26 protein-coding genes and 1 pseudogene are annotated in these 25,908 nt (G+C 68.0%); 14 read left to right on the top strand and 13 right to left on the bottom strand.

From position 1 onward, the window contains the following. The first annotated feature begins 2 nt into the window (after positions 1 to 2). Positions 3 to 2,303 carry a DNA mismatch repair endonuclease MutL gene (gene mutL / locus J2753_RS01795; protein ID WP_209489875.1) on the top strand — a complete coding sequence of 767 codons (2,301 nt, stop codon included), beginning with the start codon at positions 3 to 5 and terminating at the stop codon, positions 2,301 to 2,303. A gap of 71 nt (positions 2,304 to 2,374) precedes the next feature. Here mutL and coaBC read toward each other — a convergent pair whose 3' ends face one another. Beyond that, on the bottom strand, positions 2,375 to 3,535 hold the full coding sequence (gene coaBC, locus J2753_RS01790; RefSeq protein ID WP_209489873.1) for a bifunctional phosphopantothenoylcysteine decarboxylase/phosphopantothenate--cysteine ligase CoaBC: 1,161 nt from the start codon (positions 3,533 to 3,535) through the stop codon (positions 2,375 to 2,377). Between the two features lie 55 nt (positions 3,536 to 3,590). On the opposite strand from coaBC, the gene J2753_RS01785 reads away from it, so the two are divergent. Then, positions 3,591 to 4,403: an NRDE family protein gene (locus J2753_RS01785; protein WP_209489871.1), complete on the top strand. Its 813-nt coding sequence runs from the start codon at positions 3,591 to 3,593 to the stop codon at positions 4,401 to 4,403. 1 nt (position 4,404) lies between these two features. Here the strand turns inward: J2753_RS01785 and J2753_RS01780 are convergent, their stop codons facing one another. The 3 genes from J2753_RS01780 to thpR all read right to left on the bottom strand — a co-directional run bounded on the left by J2753_RS01780 (position 4,405) and on the right by thpR (position 6,059). Next, positions 4,405 to 5,154, bottom strand: a complete 750-nt coding sequence (locus J2753_RS01780; protein WP_209489869.1) for an Imm49 family immunity protein — start codon at positions 5,152 to 5,154, stop codon at positions 4,405 to 4,407. Between the two features lie 75 nt (positions 5,155 to 5,229). Then, positions 5,230 to 5,406 carry a hypothetical protein gene (locus tag J2753_RS01775; protein ID WP_209489868.1) on the bottom strand — a complete coding sequence of 59 codons (177 nt, stop codon included), beginning with the start codon at positions 5,404 to 5,406 and terminating at the stop codon, positions 5,230 to 5,232. 65 nt (positions 5,407 to 5,471) lie between these two features. After that, the gene (gene thpR, locus J2753_RS01770) at positions 5,472 to 6,059 is read right to left on the bottom strand and encodes an RNA 2',3'-cyclic phosphodiesterase (protein WP_209489866.1); all 588 of its coding nucleotides are present in this window, start codon (positions 6,057 to 6,059) and stop codon (positions 5,472 to 5,474) included. Positions 6,060 to 6,141: 82 nt separating this feature from the next. On the opposite strand from thpR, the gene J2753_RS01765 reads away from it, so the two are divergent. The 5 genes from J2753_RS01765 (at position 6,142) to J2753_RS01745 (ending at position 9,782) form a co-directional block, all read left to right on the top strand. Further along, positions 6,142 to 6,885, top strand: coding sequence for a tetratricopeptide repeat protein (locus tag J2753_RS01765; RefSeq protein ID WP_209489864.1), 744 nt, complete (start codon positions 6,142 to 6,144; stop codon positions 6,883 to 6,885). After that, complete coding sequence (locus tag J2753_RS01760) at positions 6,885 to 7,184, top strand: DUF424 domain-containing protein (RefSeq protein ID WP_209489862.1); 300 nt, start codon at positions 6,885 to 6,887, stop codon at positions 7,182 to 7,184. The genes J2753_RS01765 and J2753_RS01760 overlap by 1 nt, the downstream gene beginning before the upstream one ends. A gap of 200 nt (positions 7,185 to 7,384) precedes the next feature. Next, a complete protein-coding gene (locus J2753_RS01755) occupies positions 7,385 to 8,659 on the top strand; it encodes an aminotransferase class V-fold PLP-dependent enzyme (RefSeq protein ID WP_209489860.1) in 1,275 nt (424 codons plus the stop codon). Between the two features lie 266 nt (positions 8,660 to 8,925). After that, positions 8,926 to 9,345 (top strand): Fe-S cluster assembly sulfur transfer protein SufU, encoded by a 420-nt coding sequence (gene sufU / locus J2753_RS01750; RefSeq protein WP_209489858.1) that lies wholly within the window; start codon positions 8,926 to 8,928, stop codon positions 9,343 to 9,345. 95 nt (positions 9,346 to 9,440) lie between these two features. Continuing rightward, positions 9,441 to 9,782, top strand: a complete 342-nt coding sequence (locus J2753_RS01745; RefSeq protein WP_209489856.1) for a winged helix-turn-helix domain-containing protein — start codon at positions 9,441 to 9,443, stop codon at positions 9,780 to 9,782. Between the two features lie 20 nt (positions 9,783 to 9,802). On the opposite strand, the gene J2753_RS01740 is transcribed toward J2753_RS01745, so the two are convergent. Further along, on the bottom strand, positions 9,803 to 10,531 hold the full coding sequence (locus tag J2753_RS01740) for an RAD55 family ATPase (protein WP_209489854.1): 729 nt from the start codon (positions 10,529 to 10,531) through the stop codon (positions 9,803 to 9,805). A gap of 100 nt (positions 10,532 to 10,631) precedes the next feature. On the opposite strand from J2753_RS01740, the gene J2753_RS01735 reads away from it, so the two are divergent. Beyond that, positions 10,632 to 11,243 (top strand): HalX domain-containing protein, encoded by a 612-nt coding sequence (locus tag J2753_RS01735; RefSeq protein ID WP_209489852.1) that lies wholly within the window; start codon positions 10,632 to 10,634, stop codon positions 11,241 to 11,243. Here the strand turns inward: J2753_RS01735 and J2753_RS01730 are convergent. From J2753_RS01730 to J2753_RS01715, 4 genes are all read right to left on the bottom strand, one after another. After that, complete coding sequence (locus J2753_RS01730) at positions 11,240 to 12,682, bottom strand: DHHA1 domain-containing protein (protein ID WP_209489849.1); 1,443 nt, start codon at positions 12,680 to 12,682, stop codon at positions 11,240 to 11,242. The genes J2753_RS01735 and J2753_RS01730 overlap by 4 nt on opposite strands. Before the next feature lie 105 nt (positions 12,683 to 12,787). Continuing rightward, positions 12,788 to 14,068 carry an MFS transporter gene (locus J2753_RS01725; protein WP_209489846.1) on the bottom strand — a complete coding sequence of 427 codons (1,281 nt, stop codon included), beginning with the start codon at positions 14,066 to 14,068 and terminating at the stop codon, positions 12,788 to 12,790. A 1-nt stretch (position 14,069) separates the two neighbouring features. Then, complete coding sequence (locus J2753_RS01720; RefSeq protein WP_209489844.1) at positions 14,070 to 15,263, bottom strand: amidohydrolase; 1,194 nt, start codon at positions 15,261 to 15,263, stop codon at positions 14,070 to 14,072. A gap of 114 nt (positions 15,264 to 15,377) precedes the next feature. Further along, a complete protein-coding gene (locus J2753_RS01715; RefSeq protein ID WP_321168774.1) occupies positions 15,378 to 16,259 on the bottom strand; it encodes a transcription initiation factor IIB in 882 nt (293 codons plus the stop codon). 687 nt (positions 16,260 to 16,946) lie between these two features. Between J2753_RS01715 and J2753_RS01710 the strand changes: the two genes are divergently transcribed. The 3 genes from J2753_RS01710 (at position 16,947) to rnhB (ending at position 19,277) form a co-directional block, all read left to right on the top strand. Next, positions 16,947 to 17,255, top strand: a complete 309-nt coding sequence (locus J2753_RS01710) for a hypothetical protein (RefSeq protein WP_209489840.1) — start codon at positions 16,947 to 16,949, stop codon at positions 17,253 to 17,255. An 88-nt stretch (positions 17,256 to 17,343) separates the two neighbouring features. Then, on the top strand, positions 17,344 to 18,627 hold the full coding sequence (locus J2753_RS01705) for a tRNA pseudouridine(54/55) synthase Pus10 (protein WP_209489838.1): 1,284 nt from the start codon (positions 17,344 to 17,346) through the stop codon (positions 18,625 to 18,627). Then, positions 18,627 to 19,277 (top strand): ribonuclease HII, encoded by a 651-nt coding sequence (gene rnhB, locus J2753_RS01700; protein ID WP_209489837.1) that lies wholly within the window; start codon positions 18,627 to 18,629, stop codon positions 19,275 to 19,277. Before J2753_RS01705 ends, rnhB begins: the two co-directional genes overlap by 1 nt. On the opposite strand, the gene J2753_RS01695 is transcribed toward rnhB, so the two are convergent. Genes J2753_RS01695 through secF form a run of 4 tightly spaced genes read right to left on the bottom strand, consistent with a single transcriptional unit; the run spans position 19,274 to position 22,531 of the window. Then, positions 19,274 to 19,675 (bottom strand): methylated-DNA--[protein]-cysteine S-methyltransferase, encoded by a 402-nt coding sequence (locus J2753_RS01695; protein ID WP_209489834.1) that lies wholly within the window; start codon positions 19,673 to 19,675, stop codon positions 19,274 to 19,276. The genes rnhB and J2753_RS01695 overlap by 4 nt on opposite strands. A 44-nt stretch (positions 19,676 to 19,719) precedes the next feature. Next, entirely contained in the window at positions 19,720 to 20,010 is a 291-nt protein-coding gene (locus J2753_RS01690; RefSeq protein WP_209489832.1) for a hypothetical protein, read from the bottom strand. Between the two features lie 41 nt (positions 20,011 to 20,051). Next, on the bottom strand, positions 20,052 to 21,653 hold the full coding sequence (locus J2753_RS01685) for a preprotein translocase subunit SecD (protein WP_209489830.1): 1,602 nt from the start codon (positions 21,651 to 21,653) through the stop codon (positions 20,052 to 20,054). Then, positions 21,653 to 22,531 carry a protein translocase subunit SecF gene (secF, locus tag J2753_RS01680; RefSeq protein WP_209489828.1) on the bottom strand — a complete coding sequence of 293 codons (879 nt, stop codon included), beginning with the start codon at positions 22,529 to 22,531 and terminating at the stop codon, positions 21,653 to 21,655. Before secF ends, J2753_RS01685 begins: the two co-directional genes overlap by 1 nt. Positions 22,532 to 22,703: 172 nt before the next feature. Here secF and J2753_RS01675 point away from each other — a divergent pair. From J2753_RS01675 to J2753_RS01665, 3 genes and pseudogenes are all read left to right on the top strand, one after another. After that, positions 22,704 to 23,249, top strand: a pseudogene (locus J2753_RS01675) (NfeD family protein); the annotation flags it as partial. Between the two features lie 289 nt (positions 23,250 to 23,538). Next, positions 23,539 to 24,681, top strand: a complete 1,143-nt coding sequence (locus J2753_RS01670) for an SPFH domain-containing protein (protein ID WP_209489826.1) — start codon at positions 23,539 to 23,541, stop codon at positions 24,679 to 24,681. An 81-nt stretch (positions 24,682 to 24,762) separates the two neighbouring features. Further along, on the top strand, positions 24,763 to 25,908 hold the full coding sequence (locus J2753_RS01665; RefSeq protein WP_209489824.1) for a thiamine ABC transporter substrate-binding protein: 1,146 nt from the start codon (positions 24,763 to 24,765) through the stop codon (positions 25,906 to 25,908).

Here is a 25,908-nt window from a genome sequence, read left to right as displayed (position 1 = left end):
CGATGAGCGAGGAGCCGAGCATCACTGCACTGGACGACGCAACGGTCCAGCGCATCGCCGCCGGCGAGGTCGTCGAGCGCCCCGCCTCGGTGGTGAAGGAGCTGGTCGAAAACAGCATCGACGCCGACGCCTCCCGCGTCAGCGTCGCCGTCGAGCGCGGCGGAAAGGACGGCATCCGCGTGCGCGACGACGGCGTCGGGATGTCCGCGGAAGAACTCGATCTGGCGGTTCGGGACCACCACACCTCCAAGATCGGCGACATCGCGGATCTCGAAGCGGGCGTCGGCACGCTCGGCTTCCGCGGCGAGGCGCTGGCGGCGGTCGGCGCCGTTTCGCGGCTGACCATGCGCTCGAAACCCCGCGACGGCGAGATGGGCCACGAACTCACCGTCGAAGGGGGCGACATCGGCGACTCCTCGCCCGCTGGCTGTCCCGCGGGCACCGTCGTCGAAGTCGACGATCTGTTCTACAACGTCCCGGCCCGGCGGAAGTTCCTCAAGACCGACGCGACGGAGTTCGACCACGTCAACACCGTCGTCACGCAGTACGCGTTGGCCAACCCCGGGGTCGCCGTCTCGCTGGAGCACGACGGCCGCGAGGTGTTCGCCACCGACGGCAACGGGGGACGGAGTCCCCCTAGCAGCCGGACGCAGTCCGGCGGCACCGGGAACCTCCGCTCGACGGTGCTCTCGGTGTACGGCCGCGAGGTGGCGGAGTCGATGGTCGACGTGGAGTGGTCCGCCGACGATGTGAGTGCAGAGACCCCGATTCGATCCGTCAGAGGACTCGTCTCGCACCCCGAGACCACCCGCGCGGGCCGGGAGTACCTCTCGACGTTCGTCAACGACCGCTACGTTACCGCGTCGACGCTCCGGGAGGCGGTGCTCGACGCCTACGGCGGGCAGTTGGCGCCGGATCGCTACCCCTTCGCGGTGCTGTTCGTCGAACTCGATCCGGCGACCGTCGACGTGAACGTCCACCCGCGAAAGCTGGAGGTCCGCTTCGACGACGAATCGGGCGTGAAGGAGGCCGTCTCCGAGGCGGTGAAGGAGGCGCTGCTCGCGGAGGGGCTGATCCGCACCTCGGCCCCACGCGGGCGCTCGCAGGCTGGCGAGACGCCGATCCAGCCCGGCGGTGACGACGATGAGGTGGTCGGCGGCGCCGACACGCGCCACGAGGAGGCCAGCGGCGTGGCAGAGCGACGCACCACGCGCAGCACGGACTCCGAGAAGCGGTCCGGGATCGGTGGCTCGTCGTCGACTGACGAGCCATCCGGCGGTGTCCGCGACAGCGGCGGCGACGGCGCTTCGGAGACGGATCTGGACGACTGGAGCGACGAGAGCGACGGGCCGACGGCCGGCGGGTCCACGACCGGGGATACGCCCACAGAACCGACCGACGACGCTGACGACTGGTCGGTCGACCTCTCCGGGGGATCCGGGACGTCGACCGCAGGGGGTTCGGGTTCGAGTCGAACGGGAGGCGCTGACGGATCGGACTTCGGTTCGGAGGGCCCAGCCACCTCCAGCGACGCTCCCTCGACGCCTGAACCAACGTCGCGTTCGGCCTCCGGAGACTGTTCTCCGGAGTCGACCGAACCAACTGACCCGTCGCCTGACCACGAGCAGTCGTTCTCCACGGCGACCCAGCGGTCCCTCGGCGGCGGCACCGCGGAGGCCGGCGGGGCGTTCGACTCGCTGCCGACGCTCCGGGTGCTCGGACAGCTACAGGACACCTACGTCGTCGCCGAGACCGACGGCGGCCTCGTACTGATCGACCAGCATGCTGCCGACGAGCGCGTGAACTACGAGCGCCTGCGGCGGCAGTTCGCCGACGGGATGGCGAGCCAGAGCCTCGCGGAGCCAGTCCGCCTCGAACTCACCGCGCGCGAGGCCGAACTGTTCGAACGGCACGCCGACGCACTCGGGGAGATCGGGTTCGATGCGGAGCGCGAGGGAGATCGAACTGTCTCCGTGACGGCGGTGCCGGCGGTGTTCGATGCGACGCTCGATCCCGAACTCCTGCGCGACGTGCTCTCGGCGTTCGTCACCGAGGAGGACGGCGGCGCGCCCGTCGAGGACGCCGTCGACGACCTGCTGGCGGATCTGGCGTGCTACCCGTCGGTGACGGGCAACACGTCGCTGACCGAGGGGTCGGTGAGCGACCTGCTGTCGGCGCTGGACGGCTGTGAGAACCCCTACGCCTGCCCGCACGGCCGCCCCGTGATCGTCGAAATTTCCGGCGAGGAGATCGGGGATCGGTTCGAGCGCGACTATCCGGGGCATGGCGGACGCCGGCAATAACCCCCGCCGGCTCGGATGCCGCCGGCACGGACTGAGCCGGCGTCGGCCACGGCGGACGCCGGCGCTGATCGCTATTCGTTATCCAACTCTGTCGCCAACTCCTCGGCCACGCGCGCACCCAACTCCGCCTTGCTCCCGCCGAACTCCGTGTAGTCGTTGCGCCTGACGAGCAGCGCCCGGGTTTCGTCGGCGCCCATCACGCTCGCGTCGTTGGCGACGACGAAGGAGAGATCGGCGCGCTTCAGAATCCGCCGGGCTTCGGGGACGAGTGCGGCGTCGTCGCCGTCCGTCTCGGCTTTGAAGCCGACGATGGGGAGGTCCGGATAGGCGTCGCGCGCGGCGTCGATGAGCTTCGGCGCTGGCTTCAGGGTCAGCGTGCGCTTTTCGCCGGACTTGATCTTCTCCGAGGCGGCGTCGACGGTGAAGTCCGAGATGGCTGCGGCGGAGATCAGTGCGTCCGCGCTCGCGAGGGCGTCGAGCACCGCATCGCGCATCTCTCCGGCGCGCTCGACCTGCCGCACGTCGGCGTAGGGCACGTCGTCGCCGTCGTGGACCAGCGTGACCGCGGCGCCGCGGACGTAGCACGCTTTGGCGACCGCGCGGCCAGTCTTCCCCGACGCGCGGTTGGTGATGGTTCGGATCGGATCGACCGGCTCGCTGGTCGCGCCCGAGGTGACGACGACGTGCTCGCCGGCGAGCGAGTCGGGGGTGGTGGCGCGAGCGACTTCGGTGACGATGGCCTCCTCGGTGGCGATCTTGGCTTTCCCCTCCTCGATCCGCGGGTCGACGAAGTCGACGCCCCACGACTCGACCGTCTCGATGGCGCCCAGCACGCCCGGATGGTCGTACATCGGTTCGTGCATCGCGGGCGCGATCACGACGGGCACGTCGGCGCCAATGGCGGTCGTCGCCGTCGTCGTCACCGGCGAGTCGTCGATAGCGCCGGCGATCTTGCCGACCGTGTTGGCCGTGCAGGGGGCGATCAGGAGCACGTCCGCCCAGCCCTCGCGCCCGCAGAGGTCGACGTGTTCGACGCTGCCGGTGATCTCCGTGACCGGATCGTGGCCGGTGGCGAACTCGACGGCCCACGGGTGGACGATCCCCTGTGCGCTCTCGGTCAGCACGCCGCGGACCGCGGCACCCTGCCGGCGGAGTTCGTGGGCCAGTTCCACGACTTTCACCGCGGCGATGCTGCCGGTGACCCCGAGCGCGACGTTGACGCCTTCGAGCATCTACCGGCCGGTGGGACGCCGGGGGCTTAAACACCGCCCGCGCCTATCCGCGTCCGTGTGTACGCTGACGCTCGCCTGGCAGGTGTTCGACGACGCGCCCGTCGCCGTGGCCGCGAACCGTGACGAGCAGCGCGACCGGGCCTCAGAGCCGCCCCAGCAGCTGGAAACCGAGCCGGCCGTAATCGCACCGCGGGACGCCGAGGCCGGCGGCACGTGGCTCGGCTACAACGACTCGGGCCTGTTCGTCGGCGTGACCAACCGCTGGACCGACGCGGACCTCGCGGGCGAGCGTTCGCGTGGCCTGCTCGTGCGCGACGCGCTCCGGGAGCCCTCCGCGGCAGCGGCGGCGTCGATGGTCCAAGAGGCTAGCGAGGACCACGAGTACGCGGGGTTCAACCTCGTGCTCGCCGACGCCGACTCGGCGTTCCTGCTGGAGTGGGATGGTCGCTTGCTGATTCGGGAACTGGAGCCGGGGGTCCACGTCGTCGTCAACGTCGGCGCCAGCGACGCGCCGGCGATTCCCGTCGAGAACGCCGAGCGCGGGCAGGAACAGGCCGCGGACGCCGCCGCGGTCCGGACGGAGCTACTCCCCTATCCCGATGAGGAGAGCGACGGCTGGCTCGACCGCGCAGGGAGAGTGCTCGGGAACCACGAGTACGGCGTCTGTGTCCACGACAACGGCTACGGCACCGTCTCGGCGACGCTGCTCTCGCTCGGCGTCGACGTTTACAGGAGCGAAGCTCCTGTTCGCCAGCCGGAAGCGGGGCCCGCTTCCGGTGACGGCGCTGTCCGGATGGAGTTCGCGGATGGGCCGCCCTGCGAGACGGCGTTCGAAGTTGTCGACGCCGCGGAATCGCTGGAGAACTGAGTCAATCCTGCAGTTTCGGTAGCGTCTCCCAGAGGAACGAGGAGGGGACCAGCGGGCTGTCGGGGTCGTAGCCCATCTTGCGCTCCCACGCCATCAGCGTCATCGCCGTCGGCTCGGGGGCGAACACCATCGCCCGCACGTCCATCTCGCTGCCGGCGTCGGCGCGCTCGTGGGCGGCTTCGAGCAGTTCGTCCAGCGCCGACTCAAAGGCTCCCCGGTCGGGTTCGACGATGCCGCGGATCGCCGTCGTCGTCGCGTGCGCCCACTCGTTGGTCGGTTCGGTGTTGTCGAGCGCTTCCTCGGCGTCCACGTCATCGCGCGCCGCGGCGGCGGCGATTGCCTTCGCGTAGAAGTAGGGGTGGTCGTCCAGTTCGATACCGGGCTCGGGCTCCTGTTCGGCCATCGCGACAGCGTCGGCCAGCGCGTGCGTCCGGCCGTGGTCGCCGGCGAGCAGGGCCGCGTACGCGCCGCGCCACGCGTGCAGGGGGAGCGCGGCGTAGTCCGTGCCCGCGGGGTCGGCGATGCGGGCCTCGACGCTCTCGAGATAGTCATCGGCGGCGTCCCCGAACGCCTCGTGAGCGGCGTCGAACCCGTCGAACAGGAGCGCGAACGTTCCGGCGCCGACGCAGGCCTGCGCGCGGCGGGCGTACTCGTCGGGCGTCGTCGCGTCTCGCTCACGGCGTTGCTTCGCTGCCTCGTAGCGCCGTCTGGCGATGGATTGGGCCTCGGGCGTGAGCGAAACCTCGATCATAGCCCGACTCGGGCTGGCGCGCCGAAAACCGTACCGAAAAGGGAGGTCACCGTCGCAGGGCTGCGCCAGCGACGTTTACAGGAGCGAAGCTCCTGTTCGCCGGCCGGAAACGGGACGCGTTTCGGCGGCAGCCTCCTCGCTGTCGGCCGCCCGTGCCCGGAGTGCCGCGTAGCGTGTCCGGAGCGCGTCGGTCGTGAGGTCGGTGTCGGCCGCTCGCCCGCCCGCGTACTGCTGAATCTGGCTGAGTTCCATACCTCACCTTCGCTGTCAGTGGAGATCGCTGTTGCGTGCGTCGGGTCAGAATCTCCATACCCGGTTCAGAGCGGGAACCGGGCGATTGTCTCGTGTTCTGCGCCCTCCTCGCCGAGAACCGACCGCGTCAGGCGGAGTTCCTCGGCGGTGAAGCGGCCGATGGTCGGGTCCTCGTTCCGGATGCGGTCCTGCACGAGGTCCTTCCCGCGGGCGTCGTTCATCCGCGCGACCGTAACGTGGGGGGTGAAGTCGTTGTCGGCGGGGCTGAAGCCGCGCTCGGTGGTCGCGGTTTCGAGCGCGGCCGCGAGTTCGTGGAGGTCGGCGGCGCCGTCGCGCACGCCGGCCCAGACCACCGAGATGTACTCCTCGGAGGGGAACGCGCCGAGGCCGCCGACCTCCATCTCGAAGGGGCCGAGATCCGTGGCCTCGGCGGCGACAGCGCCGGCGACTTTCGCGTCCGAGACGGTCGGTTCGTCGCCGTTGGCGTCGTCGGTCTCCTCTTCGGTCGGGACCTCGCCGAGGAACTTCATCGTGAGGTGGGCCTGCTCGGGGTCGGTGAAGCTGAGCCCCTCGGCGCCGGCGAGGTCGTCCTGCAGGACGGCGAACGGTTCCTGGAGTTCTTCGGGGAGGTCGATGGCGAAGAACAGGCGCATAGGCGGTGACAGGCGCCCGTGCCGGCTAAACGTTTGGGCCGGACGCGTAACCCTTACCCCCGCCGACGACGAACCTCGGGTAATGAGCGATAACCCCCGTGAGGACCGCGACCACCAGTTCTCGGAGGGACAGGGGCTCCCCGACGAGTTCGAGGAGTTCGACCTCGACCCCCCGGAGCTGAAAGTCGATCCGGCGAAGGTCGACCCCGTGGACACGCGGGTACTGTCGGACCTGCTCGACGAGCGCAACATCGCGAAAGACGAGATCGACACCGACCAACTCATCGACGTCGGCGTCTCCTACACGCAGATCAACCGCTTCGAGGAGGCGACCGAGACGTTCGAGCGCGCCGCCCAGTTCGCCGACGACCCGACCAAGGAGCAGGAGGCCTGGGTCAACAAGGGCGCCTCCCACGCCGAACTCGAGGAGTACGACGCCGCCATCGGCGCGTACAAGGAGGCCATCGATATCGACGACGAGTCCGAGCACGCCGCCACCGCCGAGACGAACCTCGCGTACGCCCTCTGGGAGTTCGGCCAGAGCGAGGAGGCGCTGCGCCACGCCGAGAACGCCGTCGAGATCGACCCGCGCTTCGCGCAGGCCTGGTACAACCGTGGGTTCTTCATGCTCGAACGCGGCCTCGCCGAGAACGCCGTGGACTGCTTCGAGAACGCCCAGCGACTCGGCATGAGCAACGCCGAAGTGTTGGAGGAGAAGGTCCGCGCGCTCGAGGAGGTCGGGCGCGAGGAGGAGGCCGAGGAAGCGCGCCAGCGGGCCGAGGAGATGCGCGAGGAGGCAGAGCAGCAGATGGTCGACGAGTACTGATGCTGCTCCGCGAACGAGAGACCGAACGCGGCCTGCTGGTGTCGGTCTGCGACCCCGACCTGCTGGGCCGAACCTTCGAGAGCGGCGACATCTCGCTGACGGTCTCGGAGTCGTTCTACGGCGGCGAGGACGCCGTCGAGGCCGACGCCGACGCCGTCATCGCGGGCCTGCAGCGCGCGTCCATAGCGAACCTCGTGGGCGAGGAGTCCGTCGGCGTCGCCGTCGAGGCCGGCTTCATCGACGAGGCGACGGTACTCGAGGTCGGGGAGACCCGGCACGCGCAGTTGTTGCAGCTCTAGGCGCACGCTTCGTTCGTTTTCTGCTCCCGCGGCTCACGGGTCACTTCGTCGCCGGCGGCAACCGCCGCCGGCTGCGAGCGGGACCTTCGGTCCCGCGTCGTTCCCCGTTCGCCGTCTGAGATGGTTTGCCGCCCCCTTCGGTCGCGTTTTCGCATCTCACTACCGAAGGGGTGTTGGTTCTCCAGCCCCAGCATCCGACAATGCCTACATCCGACGCCAGCGGCCTCGATGTCGAGGCCATCCGCGAGGATTTCCCGATCCTCGAGCGGAAGATCGGCGGCGACGTGACCGTCCCCGGCCCCGACGAGACCGACGATCAGCCGCTGTACTACCTCGACAACGCCGCGACCAGCCACACGCCGCGGCAGGTCGTCGAGGCGATGACCGACTACTACTACGAGTACAACTCCAACGTCCACCGCGGCATCCACAGCCTGAGTCAGGAAGCGTCGATTGCCTACGAGGAGGCCCACGACCGGGCCGCTGAGTTCGTCGGCGCCGACGGGCGCGAGGAGGTCGTCTTCACCAAGAACACTACCGAGGCGTTCAACCTCGTCGCCTACACGTGGGGGCTCACGGAGCTCGAGCCGGGCGAGAACGTCGTCACCACGCAGATGGAGCACCACGCCTCGCTGGTCACGTGGCAACAGCTCTGTGAGAAACAGGGCGCGGAGATCCGCTACGTCGAGATCGACGAGGACGGCCGCCTCGACATGGACGACCTCCGCTCGAAAGTCGACGACGACACCGCGATGGTCAGCGCGGTCCACGTCTCGAACACGCTCGGGACGATCAACCCTGTCTCGGAAATCACGGACATCGCCCACGAGCACGGCGCGCTCTCGTTCATCGACGGCGCGCAGGCCGTGCCGACCCGCCCCGTCGATGTGGCCGAGATCGACGCCGACTTCTACGCCTTCTCGGGCCACAAGATGCTCGGGCCAACCGGAATCGGCGTGCTCTACGGCAAGCAGCACCTGCTGGAGGAGCTACCCCCCTTCCTCGTCGGCGGCGCGATGATCCGCCGCGTCGAGTTCGAGGGGACGACGTGGGAGGATCTGCCCTGGAAGTTCGAGGCCGGCACGCCGCCCATCGCCGAGGCCGTCGGGCTGACTGCCGCTATCGACTACCTCGAAGACGTGGGGATGGAGGCTATCGAGCGCCACGAGTCCGAACTCGCGCGCTACGCCTACGACCGGCTCTCGGAGTTCGACGACATCGAGATCTACGGCCCGCACGAGGAGCGCGGCGGGCTTGTCGGGTTCAACCTCGAAGGAGTCCACGCCCACGACCTCTCCTCGATCCTCGACGACCACGGCGTCGCCGTCCGTGCGGGCGACCACTGTACCCAGCCGCTGCACGACGTGCTCGGCGTGCCGGCGTCGACGCGCGCGTCGTTCTACCTCTACAACACCCGCGAGGAGATCGACGAACTGATCGACGCCGTGGATACGGCCCGACAGCTGTTCGCGTAGCGGATCTGTGGTTGCGGTAGCGCGAAGCGGGCGTGCCGCCGTGCACGCCCCGAGCGCGAGGGAGGAGCGAGCGACTAGAAGGACGAACGAGTCGGCTGGGGAGGCTGTGGCCGCGGTGCTGTGCGGCCACAAGTAGTCATGCTCACTCCGCGGTTCTGTTCGCAGGCGAACCGTGGTTTCCCGCTCGACCGCACTGTTCGTCGCCCGATAGCCCATCAACTCCTAAGCCCGGAACCCTTTTCCGCCGAAACCGCCTGTTTCGGGACATGAGTGGCTCGGACATGTACCGCCAGCAGATCCTCGACCACTACAAGAACCCGCGAAACTACGGGGAGATGCAGGACCCCGACTTCTCCCACGTTGGGGAGAACCCCTCGTGTGGGGACACCATCCAGGTCGACGTGAAGCTGGCCGACGACGACGAGACGATCGAACAGGTCGCGTTCTCCGGCGACGGCTGTGCCATCTCGCAGGCGGCGGCGTCGCTGCTGACCGAGACGCTCCCGGGCAAGAGCATCGACGAACTCCAGGCGATGGACACCGACGATATCGTCGACATGCTCGGCGTCGACATCTCGCCGATGCGGATCAAGTGTGCCGTGCTGGCCCGCCAGGTCGCACAGGACGGCTCGAAGCTCTACCGCGGCGAACTCGACGAGAAGGACCGGACGATCACCGAGGAGTAGTTGGTTATCGGTGCTGAGAGTCGGGAGCCCTCGGAACCGGGATCCATCGGCGATGGCGGTACGTTTTTGCGGAGGGGTCTCATTTTCGATAACGAATGGCCTCGGACGAGATCATCGAGGTACTTGGGAACAAGTACAACCCGGAGATTCTCGACGCGGCGAGCGAGCCAAAGTCCGCCCAGGAACTTTCCGAGGAGCTGGACGTGCCCATCGCCACCTGCTACCGCCGGATCAACGAGCTCACGGAGGTGAACCTGCTCGAACTCCACGACCGGCCGCTCTCGGAGGAGCACCGGCGGATCAAAGTGTACCGTCGCTCCATCGATCAGATCACGATCGACTTCCGGGAGGAACTGAACATCGAACTCGAAACGCGCTCGGACGTGACGAACAAACTCGACGAGGTCTGGCGCCGGATGTCCGAGAGTCGGGGCTGACGGTCGGCGGGAGAACCGCTTTAGAAGCCGGGCTGGTCCTCGCTACCCATCATCGAGAAGCCGCCGGCACGGTCGTAGACGGTGATCCCGCCCTGGCCGATCTCCATCGGGAAGATGTCGGTGTTGATGTCCTGCTTGCGCATCTTCGCGACCCAGACGTAGCGGTTCACGCCGTTGTCGGTCGGCGTCTGGATGAAGTAGATGTTGCCGTCGGTGAGGAAGTTCTCCAATCCGATCTCGGTCTCGGGGAAGACGGCGCCCTGTTCGTTGATCAGCAAGGAAGTGAGCCCGTTTTTCTTGAGGATATCCGAGAACTTCAGCAGGTAGGTGCGGTTCTCCTTCTCGTCGTCGAAAAAGAGGCTGAACATCGTCAGCGAGTCGAGCACCAGTCGGTCGTAGGTGGTGCCGGCGAAATCCTGCAGCAGGCGGTCGATGGCGGTGTTGAAGTCCTCCTCGCGGAGCATCGTCGACTTGTCGTACACCTTGATGTCGCCGTTCTCGACCATCTCACCCCAGTCCTCGAAACCGACCGACTCCGCGGCCTGCCGGATGTCCTCGGCGTTCTCCTCGAAGGAGATGTAGATACCCTTCTCGTCGTGGTCCTCGACGCCCGCATACAGATACTGGATGCCGAAGATGCTCTTGCCGGTGCCTGGGTTGCCGCTGACCAGCACCGTCGCGTTCTCGACGATCCCGCCGTTGAGAATGACGTCGAGGCCGTCGATCCCCGTTTCAGTGACGTCGACCATGAATACGGTGAGATAGCGTCGCCAGGGGAATTAAGCCCACCGGGTCGGGGAACGACGCCCGACGGTAGAGTTAACTGACGCCGGACGAAGATCTGGGGCAATGAGCGATGCGGACACCGAGTCGCGGGGTGGGGACCGGGCAGCCGACGGGCCGGCAGCGCGGGTCCTGATCGTCGAGGACGAACCGAACGTGGCGGATCTCTACCGGAGCACGGTCGAGGCTGAGGGGTACGAGGCCGACGTGGCCACGACCACCGCCGAGGCCTCCGAGACCCTCGAGGGTGGCTACGACATCGCGCTGCTGGACCGCCGTCTCCCGGACGGCCACGGCGAGGAGGTGCTCGCGGAGATCCGCGACCGCGAACTCGACGTGCGCGTGGGGATGGTGACGGCCGTCGAGCCGGATTTCGACATCGTCGAGATGGGGTTCGACCTCTACGTCCTCAAACCGCTCTCGAGGGCGGAACTGCTCGACGCCGTCGAGACCCTCCAGAGCCGGAACCAGTACGACGACCGCCTCCAGCGGACGGCAGCGCTCGCCTCCAAGCGGGCGACCCTCGAGACCGAGAAACCCCGCGAGAGCCTCGCCAGCAGTGAGGAGTACCGACAGCTGGTCGACCAGCTGGATCAGCTGGATCACGAACTCGACCGACTCACGGAGCGCTTCGACACCGACGACTACCGCCGGCTGTTCCAGGATATCGGCACCTAATCCTCGTCCGCAAGCTGGTCCCCGATGATCCGGTCTGCGTGTTCGACGAACTCGTCCCGGCGCTTGCGCGGGATGGTCGCGCCCGCAGCCACGTCGTGGCCCCCGCCGCCGCCGTCGACGGCCGCCGACGCTTCTGACATCACGACTGAGAGGTCCAGTCCGTCCCGAACGAGGAAGCCGCTGCCCCGCGCGGAGACTTTCAGTTCCTCGGCGTTCTCCTCGGCGAAGGCGATGATCGGCTGATCCCGGCGAACCCCGTCCGCGCCGAGGGCCATCCCGGCGATGATGCCGACGATGGTCTCACGGATCCGTGTGCCGGCGTCGAACCACTGGAGGTGGTCCGCCTGTTCGACGCCCTCGTTCTTGATCCACTCCAGCCCCTCAGAGAGGTTCCGACGGTGGGTCCGAAGGAGGCGGCGGGCTTCGTCCAGCGCATCGTCGCGGTAGCCCAGACAGACCGCCAGCCCCACGTCCGCCCGCTCGTAGCGTGCGGTGGCGTTCAGCACCGTCGAGAACTCACTGACATCCCGGAGTTCGGTGCCGACCTCCTCGTCGGCAAGCGTGTACGTCGTCGTCGTGACGCCGTTGACGCGTTCTGGCGGCACACCCCGGGAGATGGCGTGGCGCATCAGCGCGCTGGCGACGGTCTGGCGCTCCTCGAAGGAGAGATCCACCCAGCGGCGCCAGTCGCCGTCGACTTTCAGGTCGACGTCCAGCCCCGAGAGAAAGCGAACTGACCCCTGCTCGTCGCCCGAGATACCCGGGATCCGGAGTTCGCTGGCGTACTCAAGCAGTTTCGGGAGCGGCCGCGTTTGCCGACCGTACAGCGAGATGTCGGTCACCTCCTCGATGGCGCCGGCCTCGACGCCCTCGGCGACGAGGCTCTCGTTGGCGCCGATGAGGCCGCCGTCGGTGTCCTGCATGTCGCCGACGGCGCCGACGACCGCCAGCGCGGCCAGATCGCGGTTGTCGACGTCGTCGGTCTCCATCGCGCGAGCGAGCACGTACGTCGCGCCCGCACCGGAGAGCTCAGAGGCGCCGTCGATGTCGAACAGCAGGGGGTTCAGGTGGCGGTCCGTCTCGGGGGCCTCCTCACCTTCCTCAGCGGTGGCTGGCTGGTGGTGGTCGGCGATCACGGGCGTGAACGCGCCCGCCTGTTCGTGGGGGACGATATCGTCCAGTTGGCCGCTGCCGAAGTCCGTAAAGAGCGCCACGTCGTGGTCGGTGGCGGCGATGCGGTCGATGGCGTCGGCGTCCAACTGCTTCTCGAAAGTTGTCTCGAAGGGGATCCCCGCCCGCCGGAGCGCGGTGGCGGCGATGGCGCCGCTGGTGAGGCCGTCGGCGTCGATGTGGGAGGCCAACACGACCGAGTCGGCCTCGAGCAGGCACGCAGCGCAGTCGGCCGCGCGGTCGGCCATCGCGGGGACGGGATCGCTCATCGCTTGTGAGTGGGCGCGCCTCGGTGTTTAACGTCTCGGGATGGGAGTGGGGAGGAACGACTCGCGAGCCGTGAGACGCGGGAAGCGGAGGGAAACGCGACGCTGTCAGTCGTCGGCGACGATTTCCGGCGAGCGGAGCGGTTCCGGGTCGCCGTCGAGCGTCGCGAGCACGATCAGCGCCGTCACCACGGCGAGGCCGGCACAGACCAGGTACTCCGTTCCGACGCCCATCGTCGACGCCAGCGGCAGCGCGATCAGCGGGCCGATAGTGGACCCGAGATCACCGAACACGTTGTAGACGCCGCCAAGCTTGCCGACGTCCTCGCCGGGCGCGATGTCGCCCAGATACGCCAGCAGCGGCGGCCCGGTGCCGCCGACGCCCATGCCGATCATGGCGACGCCGATGACGATGCCCGGCACCGTCGGGGAGATCACGAGCAGCGCGAACCCGGCCGCGAGCAGGGTCAACGCGGGGATCACGGTGTAGGTCCGCGAGGAGAGGCTGTCCGAGAGGCGGCCGACGAACAGCGTCGTCACCGACATCGCGAGCACGGAGATGGCCATCACGATGCCACTCACGCCAGTGCCGGCCAGCGACCCCAGCGAGATGTCGTACTCGTTGGTGTACAGCACGACCGTCGAGAGCAGGATGCCGGCGTAGAGGAAGCGAACGGACATGTTGGTGGCGCCGATGCCGAGCACGCGCGCGTCGGCGCTGATGACCGCCGGGAGGTCCCGGAGGCGCGTGGTCGTTGTCGTGCTCCCCTGCACGTTCGGGAGGACGACGAACGCGACGACGGCCGCGAACAGGCCGGCGGTGCCGGCCGCCGCGAACGCCTCGCTGTAGCCGTACAGGTCCGTCAGGATCCCCCCGAGGATCAGCCCCATCGGGAAGCCGAGGCTCTGCCCGCCGCGCATGTATCCCACCCACTTCCCGCGATTCTCCGCGGTCGTGACGTGGGTGACGGTGGTGAACGCGCCGACGAAGACGAACGCCGAGCCGACCCCCCAGCAGGCGCGGGCGAGGAAGAAAACCGCGGCGCTGGAGAGGGGAATCGGACCGGGATCGAGCGCCAGCACGTAGCCGAAGGGCACCAGCCCTTGCACGACTAAGCCGACGAGCATCGGCCGCCGGGTGCCGATGCTGTCGAGCACCTGCCCCGCCGGCGTCGCCATCAGCAGGCGCGTAAAGCGGTTGACCGAGAGGATCATCCCGACGACAAAGGAGGAGATACCCAACACTGTCCCCAGCGTCGGGAGCGTCGGGAAGGCGACGCCGCCACCGACGCCGCCGAAGAACACCCCTGTGATCACGGCGCCGACGACGACCGGGACGCTGGGGTCCTCGTCGTCGATGGCCGGCGTGGAGAGCGTTGGGAGTCGCACCTTACCAGGCGTACTCCTCGCGGGGGTCGACCGAGTCCGCCGCGCGGTCGAACACGTGCTCGCCGTCGACGAACACGTGCTGAGTCCGGGAGTCGACGCGCCAGAACTCGCCGTTCCAGACCGCCACGTCGGCGTCGGTGCCGGGTTCGAGCGTCCCGACGCGGTCCTTGATCCCGAGGATCTCGGCGGCGTTGGTGGTCACGGCGTCGAGCGCGGCCTCCTTCGGGAACCCCTCGCGGACCGCGAGGCCCACACAGACGTCGAGGTGCTGCTGGGGCAGGATCGGCGCGTCGGTCTGAATCGCGACCTTGACGCCGGAATCGTGGAGGATTCCCGGCGTCTCGAAGGTGATGTTCCGGAGTTCGTACTTGCTCGCCGAGGAGAAGGAGGGGCCGACGACGGCGGGCACGTCCCGCTTTACGAACTCGTCGGCCATCACGTGGCCCTCGGTGGCGTGTTCGATGGAGAGGTCGTCGATACCGAACTCGTCGGCGATGCGGAACACCGTCCGGATGTCGTCGGCGCGGTGGGCGTGAACGCGGAGCGGGAGGTCGCCCGTGAGAACCCGGGAGAGGTTCTCCATCCCGAGGTCTCGCTCGAAGCTCTCGTCGTCTGCCTCGGCGTCTTCCTTCCGGTCGAGGTAGTCCTGGGCCTCCATGAACTGCTCACGCAGGGTGGCGGCGACGCCCGGTCGGGTGGAGGGCTGGCGGCCCTCACGCTCGCCGTGGAAGCGCTTGGGGTTCTCGCCCATCGCGGCCTTCATCCCGTCTTCCGTGATGAGCATCTCGTCGGCCTGATCGCCGTAGGTCTTCATCGAGACGATGATGCCGCCGATGACGTTTCCGGAGCCCATGCGGCTGGAGACGCTGGTGACGCCGTTCTGGAAGGCGTGTTTGAGCTCCTCGTCGCGCGGGTGGAAGCCGTCGAGTGCGTTCACGTGGGGCGTCGTCGCGGACGTGCCCTCGTTGAAGTCGGCGTCCTCGGGTTCGGCCCACTCGGCCATCCCGGCGTGGGAGTGGGCGTCGACGAGGCCCGGGGTGACGTGGGCGCCGTCGACGTCGATCTCCTCGACATCGCTCGGTGCGTCGACGGCGTCGCCGACATCGGCGATCTTCCCGTCCTCGATCAGCACGTCGCCCTCGATGGTTCCGCGTCGGGTCTGGGTGTGGACGATCCCGTTCCGGATGACTCGCATACTGGCGAGTCGCCGCGGGGGGACAAATGATTTCGGTTCGAAGCAGACTGGATGATCGCCGGACGACGGGCTCTCTGGTGTGAAAAACCGAAGGAGGCGGACCGCGACGCGCTCTCAGAACGAGACGTCCAAGTCCAGCGCGTCCATCTGCTCCTTGTAGCGGTTGCGGATCGTGACGACCGTCACGTCGGCGATGTCGGCGATGTCGCGCTGGGTGCGCCGGTCCGAGCAGACCAGCGACGCCAGATACACCGCGGCGGCAGCGAAGCCGGTCGGCGATTTGCCGGCGTGGAGGCCGAGTTCGGTCGTCTCCTCGACGATCTCGCTGGCTTTCTGCTGGGTCTCGTTTTCGAGGTCGAGTTCGCTCGCGAACCGCGGGATATACTGCCCCGGGTCGACCGGCTTGAGCGAGAGCGACAGCTCCTCGCTGATGTAGCGGTACGACCGGCCGATCTCGCGGCGCTCGACGCGGGCGACCTTCGTCAGGTCGTCGAGGCTGCGCGGGATCGCCTCCTGCCGGCAGGCGGCCATCAGGGCGGCGGTAGCCATCTCCTCGATCGCGCGCCCTCGGATCAGGTCACGGTCGAGCGCCTGCCGGTAGATCACACAGGCGACCTCGCGGACCGACTTCGGCACGCCCGTCGCGCTGGCCATCCGGTCGATCTCGGTGAGGGCCTGCTGGAGGTTCCGCTCGCCGGACGCCTGGGTCCGGATGCGCTCCTGCCACGTGCGCAGGCGCCGCATCCGGGAGCGTTTCTCCGCTGAGAGCTGTCGCCCGGCGGCGTCGGTGTCCCGCCAGTCGATGTCGGTCGTGAGCCCCTTGTCGTGGCGGGCCTGCGTCACCGGCGACCCGACGCGGGACTTGCTCTGGCGCTCGGAGTGATCGAACGCGCGCCACTCGGGGCCGCGGTCGATGGTCTCCTCCTCGACGATGATCCCCGTCTCCTCGTGGACCAGTTCGCCCTTATCGGTGCGAACGAGGTCCGCCTCGTCGATACCCTCTGCGTCGAGGGTCTCGCCTTCGTCGTCGTCGAACTGGTCGTCCGTTCGCTGGCGGTGCTCCTGGCGGCCGTCTGCTCGCGATTTGGGCTGGGTCACTTTCCTGGGTCGAAGATCGTCGCGTGATGCGTTGTGTCGTCGACTGTGTCGACGGTTGGTCCATCTGGACCATCGAGACCTCCGTCCCAGTGTCGGACGGCCCCACTAGTTCCGTCCGAGAGAGTGAGTTTGCATTCCGGCATTACACCGGCGAATTCACGACCCACTTCCATAATCATTTCCCCGGGCTCTACCCAGTGATAACGCCGGGTGAAGCCTCGTTCACGTTCAACGCCGGCCGGCCCCTCTCCCCCGTGCTATTCCGACACATGCTCGGAACAGAACTAAGTAGTGGGGGTTCACAGTAATCGACAGGTCGAACGATGCGCTTCCCGACAGCCACACCCGGCCTCGCCTGCTGTACTAGCGGCGAGTCCGGAATGATCGGAGCGGTCCGATCTGGCTACCTCGGGATTAGCATTGTACGCCCGCAGGTTCGGTCCGATCGGCTCGCAGCGTGAACCCGTTCACGGCGGCCCGGTCGGTGCGAACCTGCACTTTCCTGAGCCGTCTCTGTTCACGCCGCGGGCCAACTCCCACGGGAGCTGGTCCCCCAGCACGTTCGACTCGTGGTGGGAGCGTGCGATGTCAACCAAAAGCTCCGACGGGTCGGCGGTTCGCCGCCAACCCGTCGGCGTGACCTGTACAGTTAGCGTCCCGCGCAACGCCGCCGGCGACCTCGAAACCGGCGTGCGCGACAAACTCGGCGGCGCCGACGGCGTCGACGGCGTCGACGATGTCGACCTCCAGGGCATCCGGCCGGGGCTGAACGACCTGACGGTCACCGTCTCGGCGTCGCTCTCGGTCGACGACGCGGCCGACGTGGCCGCTCGGCTGGAGGAGCGCTTCGGCGTCAGCGAGGTCGAAGTCGAGTTACGGACCGGTCCCCCCTGACGCGTCGGCTCCGGCCGTTCCCCGTTTTCTGCACTCTCGGCGTCGTGGAAGGGCAAGGTAGTTACCCGTTCCGGCCCCCACTCCGTCCATGAGCGTACTGGAGGACGCCCGCGCCGTCGACGCGGTCGGCGGGGTCTGTGACGCCTGTCTGGGCCGGGTTTTCGCCGACCGGAGCTTCGGCCTCACCAACCGCGAACGGGGGCAATCGCTGCGGACCGTCCTCGGCCTGGAGGCCGACGAACCGCCGGAGTACGTCGATCCCGCGGACTGCTGGGTCTGTGAGGGCTACTGCGGCGAGTTCGAGGTCTGGGCCGAGCGCGCGGCCGAGGCCGTCGAGGGTGTGGAGTACGAGACGTACCAAGTCGGCACGCGAGCGCCCGCGCTGATCGAAGAGAACGAGCGCATGCTCCGCGAGGACGCCGGCCTCGACGCCGACACCGGCGAGGCGTTCAAAAGCGAGTTCAACCGCGAGGTCGGCAAACGCGTCGGCCAGATCACCGGCACCGAGGTGGACTTCGAGCGCCCGGACGTGCAGTTCCTGCTTGACCTCGCCGCGGACGACGTGACCGCGGGGGTCAACTCCGCGTTCGTCTACGGCCGCTACCGCAAACTGGAGCGGGACATCCCCCAGACGAAGTGGCCCTGCTCGGCCTGCGACGGCAGCGGGATGCAGGGACGGGAGCCCTGCGAGGAGTGTGACGGCACCGGCTTTCGCTACCCCGAGAGCGTCGAGCAGTTGACCGCGCCGGTCGTCGAGGACGTGATGGACGGCGTCGGCGAGACGTTCCACGGCGCCGGCCGCGAGGACGTCGACGCCCGGATGCTCGGCACGGGTCGGCCGTTCGTGATCGAGGTCGCCGAACCCCGGCGCCGGGATGTCGACACCGACCGGCTTGAGGCGGACATCAACGCCTTCGCCGAAGGCAAAGTCGAGGTCGAGAGCCTGCGCCTCGCAGAACACGGGATGGTCGAGCGCGTAAAGCGCCACGACGCCTCGAAGCGCTACAGCGCGCAGGTCACCTTCGACGACGACGTCGACGCCGAGTCGTTCGCCGAGGCCCTCGCGGAACTCGACGGCGCTACCGTCGAACAGGAGACGCCGAACCGCGTCGACCACCGGCGCGCGAGCAAGGTCCGGACCCGCGAGGTGTACGACATCGAGGGTGAACTCCACGATTCCCGTACCGCGACCGTCGAGGTCCACGGCGCCGGCGGCCTCTACATCAAGGAGCTGATTTCGAGCGACGAGGGGCGGACGACACCCTCGCTGGCGGGCCTGCTCGGCGTCGGTGCCGAGGTGACCGCGCTGGACGTGCTCCGCGTCGACGGCGAAGAGGAGCCGTTCGAGAACGAGGAGTTCTTCCGGGACTGATGCTCGTCGGCGCCGACGAAGCGGGAAAGGGTCCGGTTCTGGGGCCGATGGTCGCCGGGGCGGTCCGGGCGGCCCCCGGAGACCTCCCCGCCGGCCTCGCTGACTCGAAGAAGCTCTCGTCCGCGCGCCGCGAGGAACTGGCCGAAAAACTGCGCGAGCATCCCGAGATCAGGGTCACAACGGCCGCGATTCAGCCGGCGCGCATCGACGCCCCAGAAACCGACATGAACAGCCTCGGCGTCACAGCACAGGCTGAGGCCGTCGCCGCAGTCGCCGAACCCACCGACGACGTGGTCGCCGACGCCGCAGATACCGACGAGGAACGGTTCGGCCGACGGCTCCGGGATGCGGTCGCGGAGGCAGGAACGACCGTCGACGTGACCGCCGAACACGGCGCCGACGAGACCTACGCGGTCGTCTCGGCGGCCAGCGTCGTCGCCAAGGTCGAGCGCGATCGGCTGATGGCCGAAATCGACGCCGAGTACGACCAGGCGGTCGGCAGCGGCTACCCCGCGGACCCGACGACGCGTGCGTTTCTGGCGGGCTACGTCGAGGAGAGTGGTGAGCTTCCCGCCTGCGCGCGGACGACGTGGTCGACCTGCGAGGACGTGCTCGCGGCCGCCGAGCAGTCCGGCCTGTGCGACTTCTAGAACCGATCCAGCCCTTCGCCGCGCTCGAACGCCAGCAGCCGTCGCTTGGCGTCGACGCCACCAGCCGCCGAGAAGCCGCCGTAGCCGTCGCTCCCCACCACCCGGTGGCAGGGAACGATGATCGGAAGGGGGTTCGACCCGCAGGCCTGTCCCACGGCGACGGCGCCGGAATCGAGGTCCTGTGCGAGGTCGCCGTACGTTCGCGTTTCGCCGTAGGGGATCTCGCTCATCGCGCGCATCACGTCGCCGAGATGGCGCTCGGGGTAGTCGACGGTCAGGTCGAACGCCTCGCGGTCGCCGGCCGCGTACTCGTCGATCTGGCGGCGGATCTCCGTCTCGTCCTCGGCGACGAGGCCGGCGTCGAGGTCGTAGCTGTCGCCGCGGATGTCGACTCGCATCTGTCGGAGAGAGCGCGGCGAGGGAGAAAAGGCTCGCGCCAGACTCAGCGGAACGGCGGGAGCGCCCAGCCGTAGGCGATCGCCGCCAGTAGCCCGAGGAGTGCGATGGCGGCGACGCCGACGACGGGGATGCCGATGATCACCAACAGTCCCAGCAACACTGGGACGACCAGCAGCGCGAACAGCGCGCCGCCGAGCACCTGCATGACGGCCGACAGCGGGGAGTTTCGCTCCTCGTTGATGATCCGTCGGACCGCGGCTTCCGTCTCCGGGTCGAGGGCGGCGTCCGCATCGGAGTCGGCGTCCGCGCCGTTGCCGTCGATGGGGGAGGGCATAGGAAACGCTTCGGCAGGCGGCGAAAAAAGTGTTCTGCCGGTCAGTGCTCGCCGGTCAGCAGCGCGCGCAGGATGTCGCCGTACGCGGGTCGCGTGATCAGCACCCCGACGAGCACGCCGAGGATGGTGAAGATGGCGAACCCGCGGAGTTGGCCGAGCGAGAGCACCGCCAGCGGCGACAGCGCCAGAATCGTGGTGGCGGCTGCCGCGCCGATCACCCAGAACGCCTTGCGGAAGCGGCTCTGGAACACCCGCTGGCTGCTCACCTCGCCCTGGCTCATCACCTCGTCGGCGATGATGATCAGGTCGTCCACCCCGGTCCCGATGGCGGCGATGAAGCCGGCGATCACCGAGAGATCCACCGGGTAGCCGATGGCGGCGGCGGCGCCCATCAGGATCACGACCTCCGAGAGCGCGGTGACGATCATCGGTCCGGCGACCTCGATGCGGCGGTAGCGGGCGAACACGACGCCGCTGACCGCCAGCACCGCGGCGACCCCCGCGAGCAGCGAGTCGGTCTTGAACCGCTCGGACTGCGAGGGGTCGATGTACAGCATCGAGTTCGAGGTCAGGTCGAGTTCGGCCGGCAGCGCGCCGGCACGGAGGTTGATCGCGACCTCCTGGGCCGTCGAGAGGTTCCCGGTCGTCAGGCTGAACCGCGGGTCGTCGGCCCACGTCCCGTCACGCATCGGCTGGGCGAGCGTCTCCCGCACGCCGAAGGAGTTCAGCACCTCGCCGTCCTGCACGAGCAGGATACACGGCTCGGTCTGGTTGGGCGTCTCCCGGTAGCGACACTCAGTCCCCCCCTGTTGGGCGAGGCCGGTGTCGACGAAACGCTGCTGGACCTCCTGAGCGCTGTCCTCGGCGACGACGACGCCGACTTCGGCGCCCTGACCGCCCTGGGTCTGCTGGGCGTTCCCGACCTGCCGCAGGTCGTCGGAGTCCATCACGGTGGTCCGGACGTACGTGCCGTTCTCGTTCTGGTGGTACGCCTGGATCAGCACCTGCCCGCGGGACTCGACGAGGTCCCGGACCTCGCTCTGGTTCGCGTTGGGCACCTCGACGACGACCACGTCACCGCCGACAGTCCGGACGCTCCCGCCGGAGAGCCCCGCCTGGTTGACCTTCTGGCGCAGGATCGACACAGCGGTCCGCTGGGTCACGTCCGAGACGCGGTCCACGGCGCCGTCAGCCGGATAGCCCGCCTCGGAGAGTGCAGCGTCGAGTTCGGCGGCGGTGACGTTGCCCGCGGTCACCTCAACGATTGTCGTCTGCTGGATGGTGTCCCCGTACTCGCCGGCGTACCGAACCCGCACGTCCGAGGCCGTGGCGTTCTCGATGTTGGCCGCGACGGTCGATCTGACTGCCGAGGTCGACGTGTCGTTCGGTATCTCCACCCCGCTCGCGTGGACGCCGACGAGCGGCGCCTGGATCCGCGTGCCGCCGGAGAGTTCGAGGCCGTACTCGATGTTCGTCAGCCCCGAGTCGGCCGTCGTGTTGTTCCCCGCCGTCGAGGCCGCGCTGCCCCCGGATGCGGGCGTCGGGGAGAACAGCGCGAACGTGCTGGCGAGCAGGATCACGACCAGCAGCACGACCCGCCAGTTGGCCTTGATCCGGTCCCAGGTGCTCTCTTCGTCGGCCATCAGCGGTTCACCCCCTCGAACTTCCACCAGCGAAGCAGCGACATGTTGAGCATGTAGGTGTTCAGCAGGTCAGTCGTGAGGCCGAAGACGAGGATCAGCCCGATAGAGGAGAGCAGGCCGATCCCGAACGCCGTCGCGACGACGGTCATCACGACCATCGCGGCGATGGAGGTCAGCGTCATCGTGATCCCGGTCTCCATCGCGCGGTAGGCCGACTCGTAGAAGCCACCCTGTCGCCGGAGCACGTGGTTGTTGAGCAGGATGTCCGAGTCGACGGAGTACCCGATAATCATCAGCAGCGCGGCGACCGAGCCGAGCGTGAGTTTGATCCCGAGGACGTTCATCAGCGCCACCGGCACGACGATGTCGGAGAACGCCGAGAGCACGACGGCGATGCTCGGGACGAACGTCCGGAACATCGCGAACACGAGCACGCTCATCCCGACGAAAGCGACGACGACGCCGCCGAGCGCCTGGATCTGTGCCTCCGCGCCGAAGCTGGCGGACGTGGCGTCGATGGACCGGACGGTGAACCCGGCGTCCTCCGCCTGGGTTTCGAGCGCCCCGCTATCCACCCCCTCGCCGAACGTCAGGATGTAGGTCTCCTCCCCGGCGACGGGCTGAATGGCCGACGGCGCCGGATCGAACGCCTGTTGGATCTGCTGCTGGGCGTTATCGCCGCTGACGGCGACGCGCATCTCGGTCCCACCGGTGAACTCGACACCCAGATTCACCGGCGCGCCGGTCGTCAGCCAGACACCGCTGATGATCAGGAGGGCCACCAGCAGCACCACGAGCGGCACCGCGATGAGCTGTCGGTTCGAGTACTCGGAGTAGTCCACCTCCGGGAGCCCGAAGGGGAGGTCGGCAGCGGGCACTCACCTCACCTCCCGGACGAACTGATTCATACCGTCGATTTCCAGCCGCATGCCGAATAAGCCTTCTCTTACCGTTCCCCGACGCGGCGCCGTCGCCGCCTGCGCCCCGGCGCGTCGGAACCTCCCGCTCGGGAGCCAACGTTGATACGTGGCGGGGTCCATGACCAGACTGATGCTGCTTCAGTCCGGGCTTCTCGGCCCCCAGACGCTGCCGCTGCTGTTGGTCGCCGCCGGTATCGCGCTCTCCATCGCGGAGGCGCTGGCGCCCGGCGCGCACTTCGTCGTCGTCGGGGTGTCGCTGCTCGGGGCGGGGCTGGTCGGCCTGCTGCTCGGGGCGGCGGCGACGCCGTTCGTGCTCGCCGGCTTGGTGCTCCTGATCGGCGTCGTCACGCTGTACGGCTACCGCGAACTGGACATCTACGGCGGGAAGGGACAGGCCCAGACCAGCGACTCTTCGGACCTGAAAGGTCAGACCGCCCGCGTCACCTCCCGCGTCACGCCGCAGGAGGGCGAGGTGAAGATCGAGAACGGCGGCTTCAGCCCCTACTACTCCGCGCGCACCATCGAGGGCGAGATCCCCGAGGGCGAGGAGGTGCTGGTGATCGACCCCGGCGGCGGCAACGTCGTCACCGTCGAGTCGCTGGGCGCCGTCGAGGGGAGCCTCGACCGGCAGATCGAACGCGCACGCGCCGAGAACGCTCGGAAGGAAGCCGAAGAGGAGCGCCCCGCGAATGTGGCGTCCGACGCGGAATCCGAAGACGCCGCGGCAGCGGACGCTGACGACGCGACCACCGAGGGCGACGACGGCGAAACCATCCCCGACGACGCCGACACCGACGACGATAGCTCGGGATCGGGCTGGACCGCCCGCGAGGAGGCGGAGCGCGAGACGGAGACTGAGACCGAGTCAGAGTAGGTCCCGACGGCATCGGCGGCGGATCTTCTGACTGAACGCACAGTCAGTATTCCGGGAAACTATTAAGCCACCAACAGCCCAAATCCAGGCTATGGTACTCGCACCGTTGCAGGTCGGCAGCGCCATCGGCGGCGTCGTCGGCTTGCTGTTCCTGTTCGTCGTCATCGCCGCGGTCTGGCAGGCCGTGGAGATCGTCGACGCCACGGAGAAGAAAGCCCTCACCGTGTTCGGGGAGTACCGGAAACTCCTCGAACCGGGTATCAACTTCATCCCACCCTTTGTCTCCCAGACGCACGCGTTCGACATGCGAACGCAGACGTTAGATGTCCCGCGACAGGAGGCGATCACCCGTGACAACTCCCCGGTCACCGCCGACGCGGTGGTGTACATCAAGGTGATGGACGCCCGGAAGGCGTATCTCGAGGTCGACGACTACAAGACCGCCGTCTCAAACCTCGCTCAGACCACCCTCCGTGCGGTGCTGGGCGACATGGAACTCGACGACACGCTGAACAAGCGACAGGAGATCAACGCCCGGATCCGCAAGGAACTGGACGAACCCACTGACGAGTGGGGGATCCGCGTCGAATCCGTCGAGGTCCGCGAGGTCAACCCCTCGAAGGACGTCCAGCAGGCGATGGAGCAGCAGACCTCCGCCGAGCGCCGCCGCCGCGCCATGATTCTGGAGGCGCAGGGGGAGCGACGCTCCGCCGTCGAGGAGGCCGAGGGGGAGAAGCAGTCCAACATCATCCGCGCACAGGGGGAGAAGCAGTCCCAGATCCTCGAAGCGCAGGGTGACGCTATCTCCACCGTCCTGCGGGCCAAATCCGCCGAGTCGATGGGCGAGCGCGCCATCATCGACAAGGGGATGGAGACACTGGAGAATATCGGTCAAGGTGAGTCCTCGACGTTCATCCTGCCCCAGGAGCTCACCTCGCTGGTGGGTCGCTACGGCCAGCACCTCACCGGCAGCGACACCAAGACCAAGGAGAGTCTCGGCTCGCTCGACTTCGACGAGGAGACCCGGGAGATGCTGGGTCTCGACGACATCGAGAACATCCTCGGCCAGATCGACGAGGCCGCGGAACTCGACACCGAGGCGATGGAAGAGGAGGCCGAGAAGATCATGTCCGGCGACACCGAGCCAGACATCCAAGCGGCCGAGGACGTGGTCTCGGACGCCGACGAGTCGGAGTTCGTCGACGCCGAAACCGAGACCGAGGAGTCGAGCTAACGCTCGGCATCACCCACACGAATCCGGCAAGCCTCCATAATTTTCGCTGGTTATATAACGAGCCGATAGTAACCGGTGACCATGAAACGCCGCACGTATCTTCGAAGCGCTGGCGTCGGCGCCGCCGCACTGCTAGCTGGCTGTTCGGCCGAACCGACCGGGACTGACACGCAGACAGCCACCGACGGCAGCACCGACACACAGACCGGCACCACCACCGGAACGACCGAGGGGACGCCGACGCTGCGGGTCGGGACGTACGCCTCGTTCATCGACGCCCCGAGCACCAGCCCCGGCGCGTGGGTCAAAGAGCAGTTCGAGAGCGAGCACGACGCGAACCTGGAGTGGTTCGCGCCCGAGGGCGGCATCGACTACTTCCTCCAGCGCCGGAATCAGGGCGTCACCGTCGACACAGACCTGTTCGCCGGGCTCACCCCCGAGAACATGGTCCGGGCCGACGACAACCTCCAGAGCGGGGAGTCGCTGTTCGACGCCGTCAACACGGACAACATCGCCAACGCCGACCACCTCATCGAGGACTACCAGTTCGACCCGCAGGGGCGTGCGCTCCCGATGGGGGCGTCCTACATCAGCCTCGTGTACAACCAGAACATGCTCGACGAGCGCGGCGTCGGCGCCCCCCAGTCGTTCGAGGACCTCGTCAGCGACGACTACAGCGACGCGCTGCTGATTCCGAACCCCCAGAACAGCGAGACGGGCCTGGAGTTCCTCTTCTGGACCATCAACGAGTACGGCGAGGACGGCTACCTCGACTACTGGCAACGTCTGCTCGACAACGGCGCGCGCATCCTCGAAGGCTGGGGCGCTGCCTACGGCGCCTACAGCGAGGGCGAGGCGCCGGCGGTGGTTTCGTACTCAACCGATCAGGTGTTCGCCGACCAGTCGGGCGCCGACATGGCCGAACACCAGATCGGCTTCCTCAACGGCGAGGGGTACGCCTACCTCGAAGCGATGGCCCGCTTCAGCGGGACCGACAAGCCGGAACTGGCCGAGTCGTTCATCTCGTTCATGCTCCGCCCCGAGATTCAGGCCGAGATCGCCCAGCGCAACGTCGCGCTGCCGGCCGTCGACAACGCCGACCTGCCCCAGAAGTTCGACGACCTGACGCCCGAACCCGAGACGGTAGTGTCGTTCGACTACGACCGACTCTCGGGCAACGTCGACACGTGGCTCGACGAGTGGTCCCGACAGGTCGCCTCCCAGTAG

It is taken from the genome of Halolamina salifodinae, from assembly GCF_017874235.1.
Taxonomy (GTDB): Archaea; Halobacteriota; Halobacteria; order Halobacteriales; family Haloferacaceae; genus Halolamina; species Halolamina salifodinae.
The sequence above is the reverse complement of the archived record's forward strand: the minus strand, read 5'-3'. Positions and strand labels throughout refer to the sequence as shown.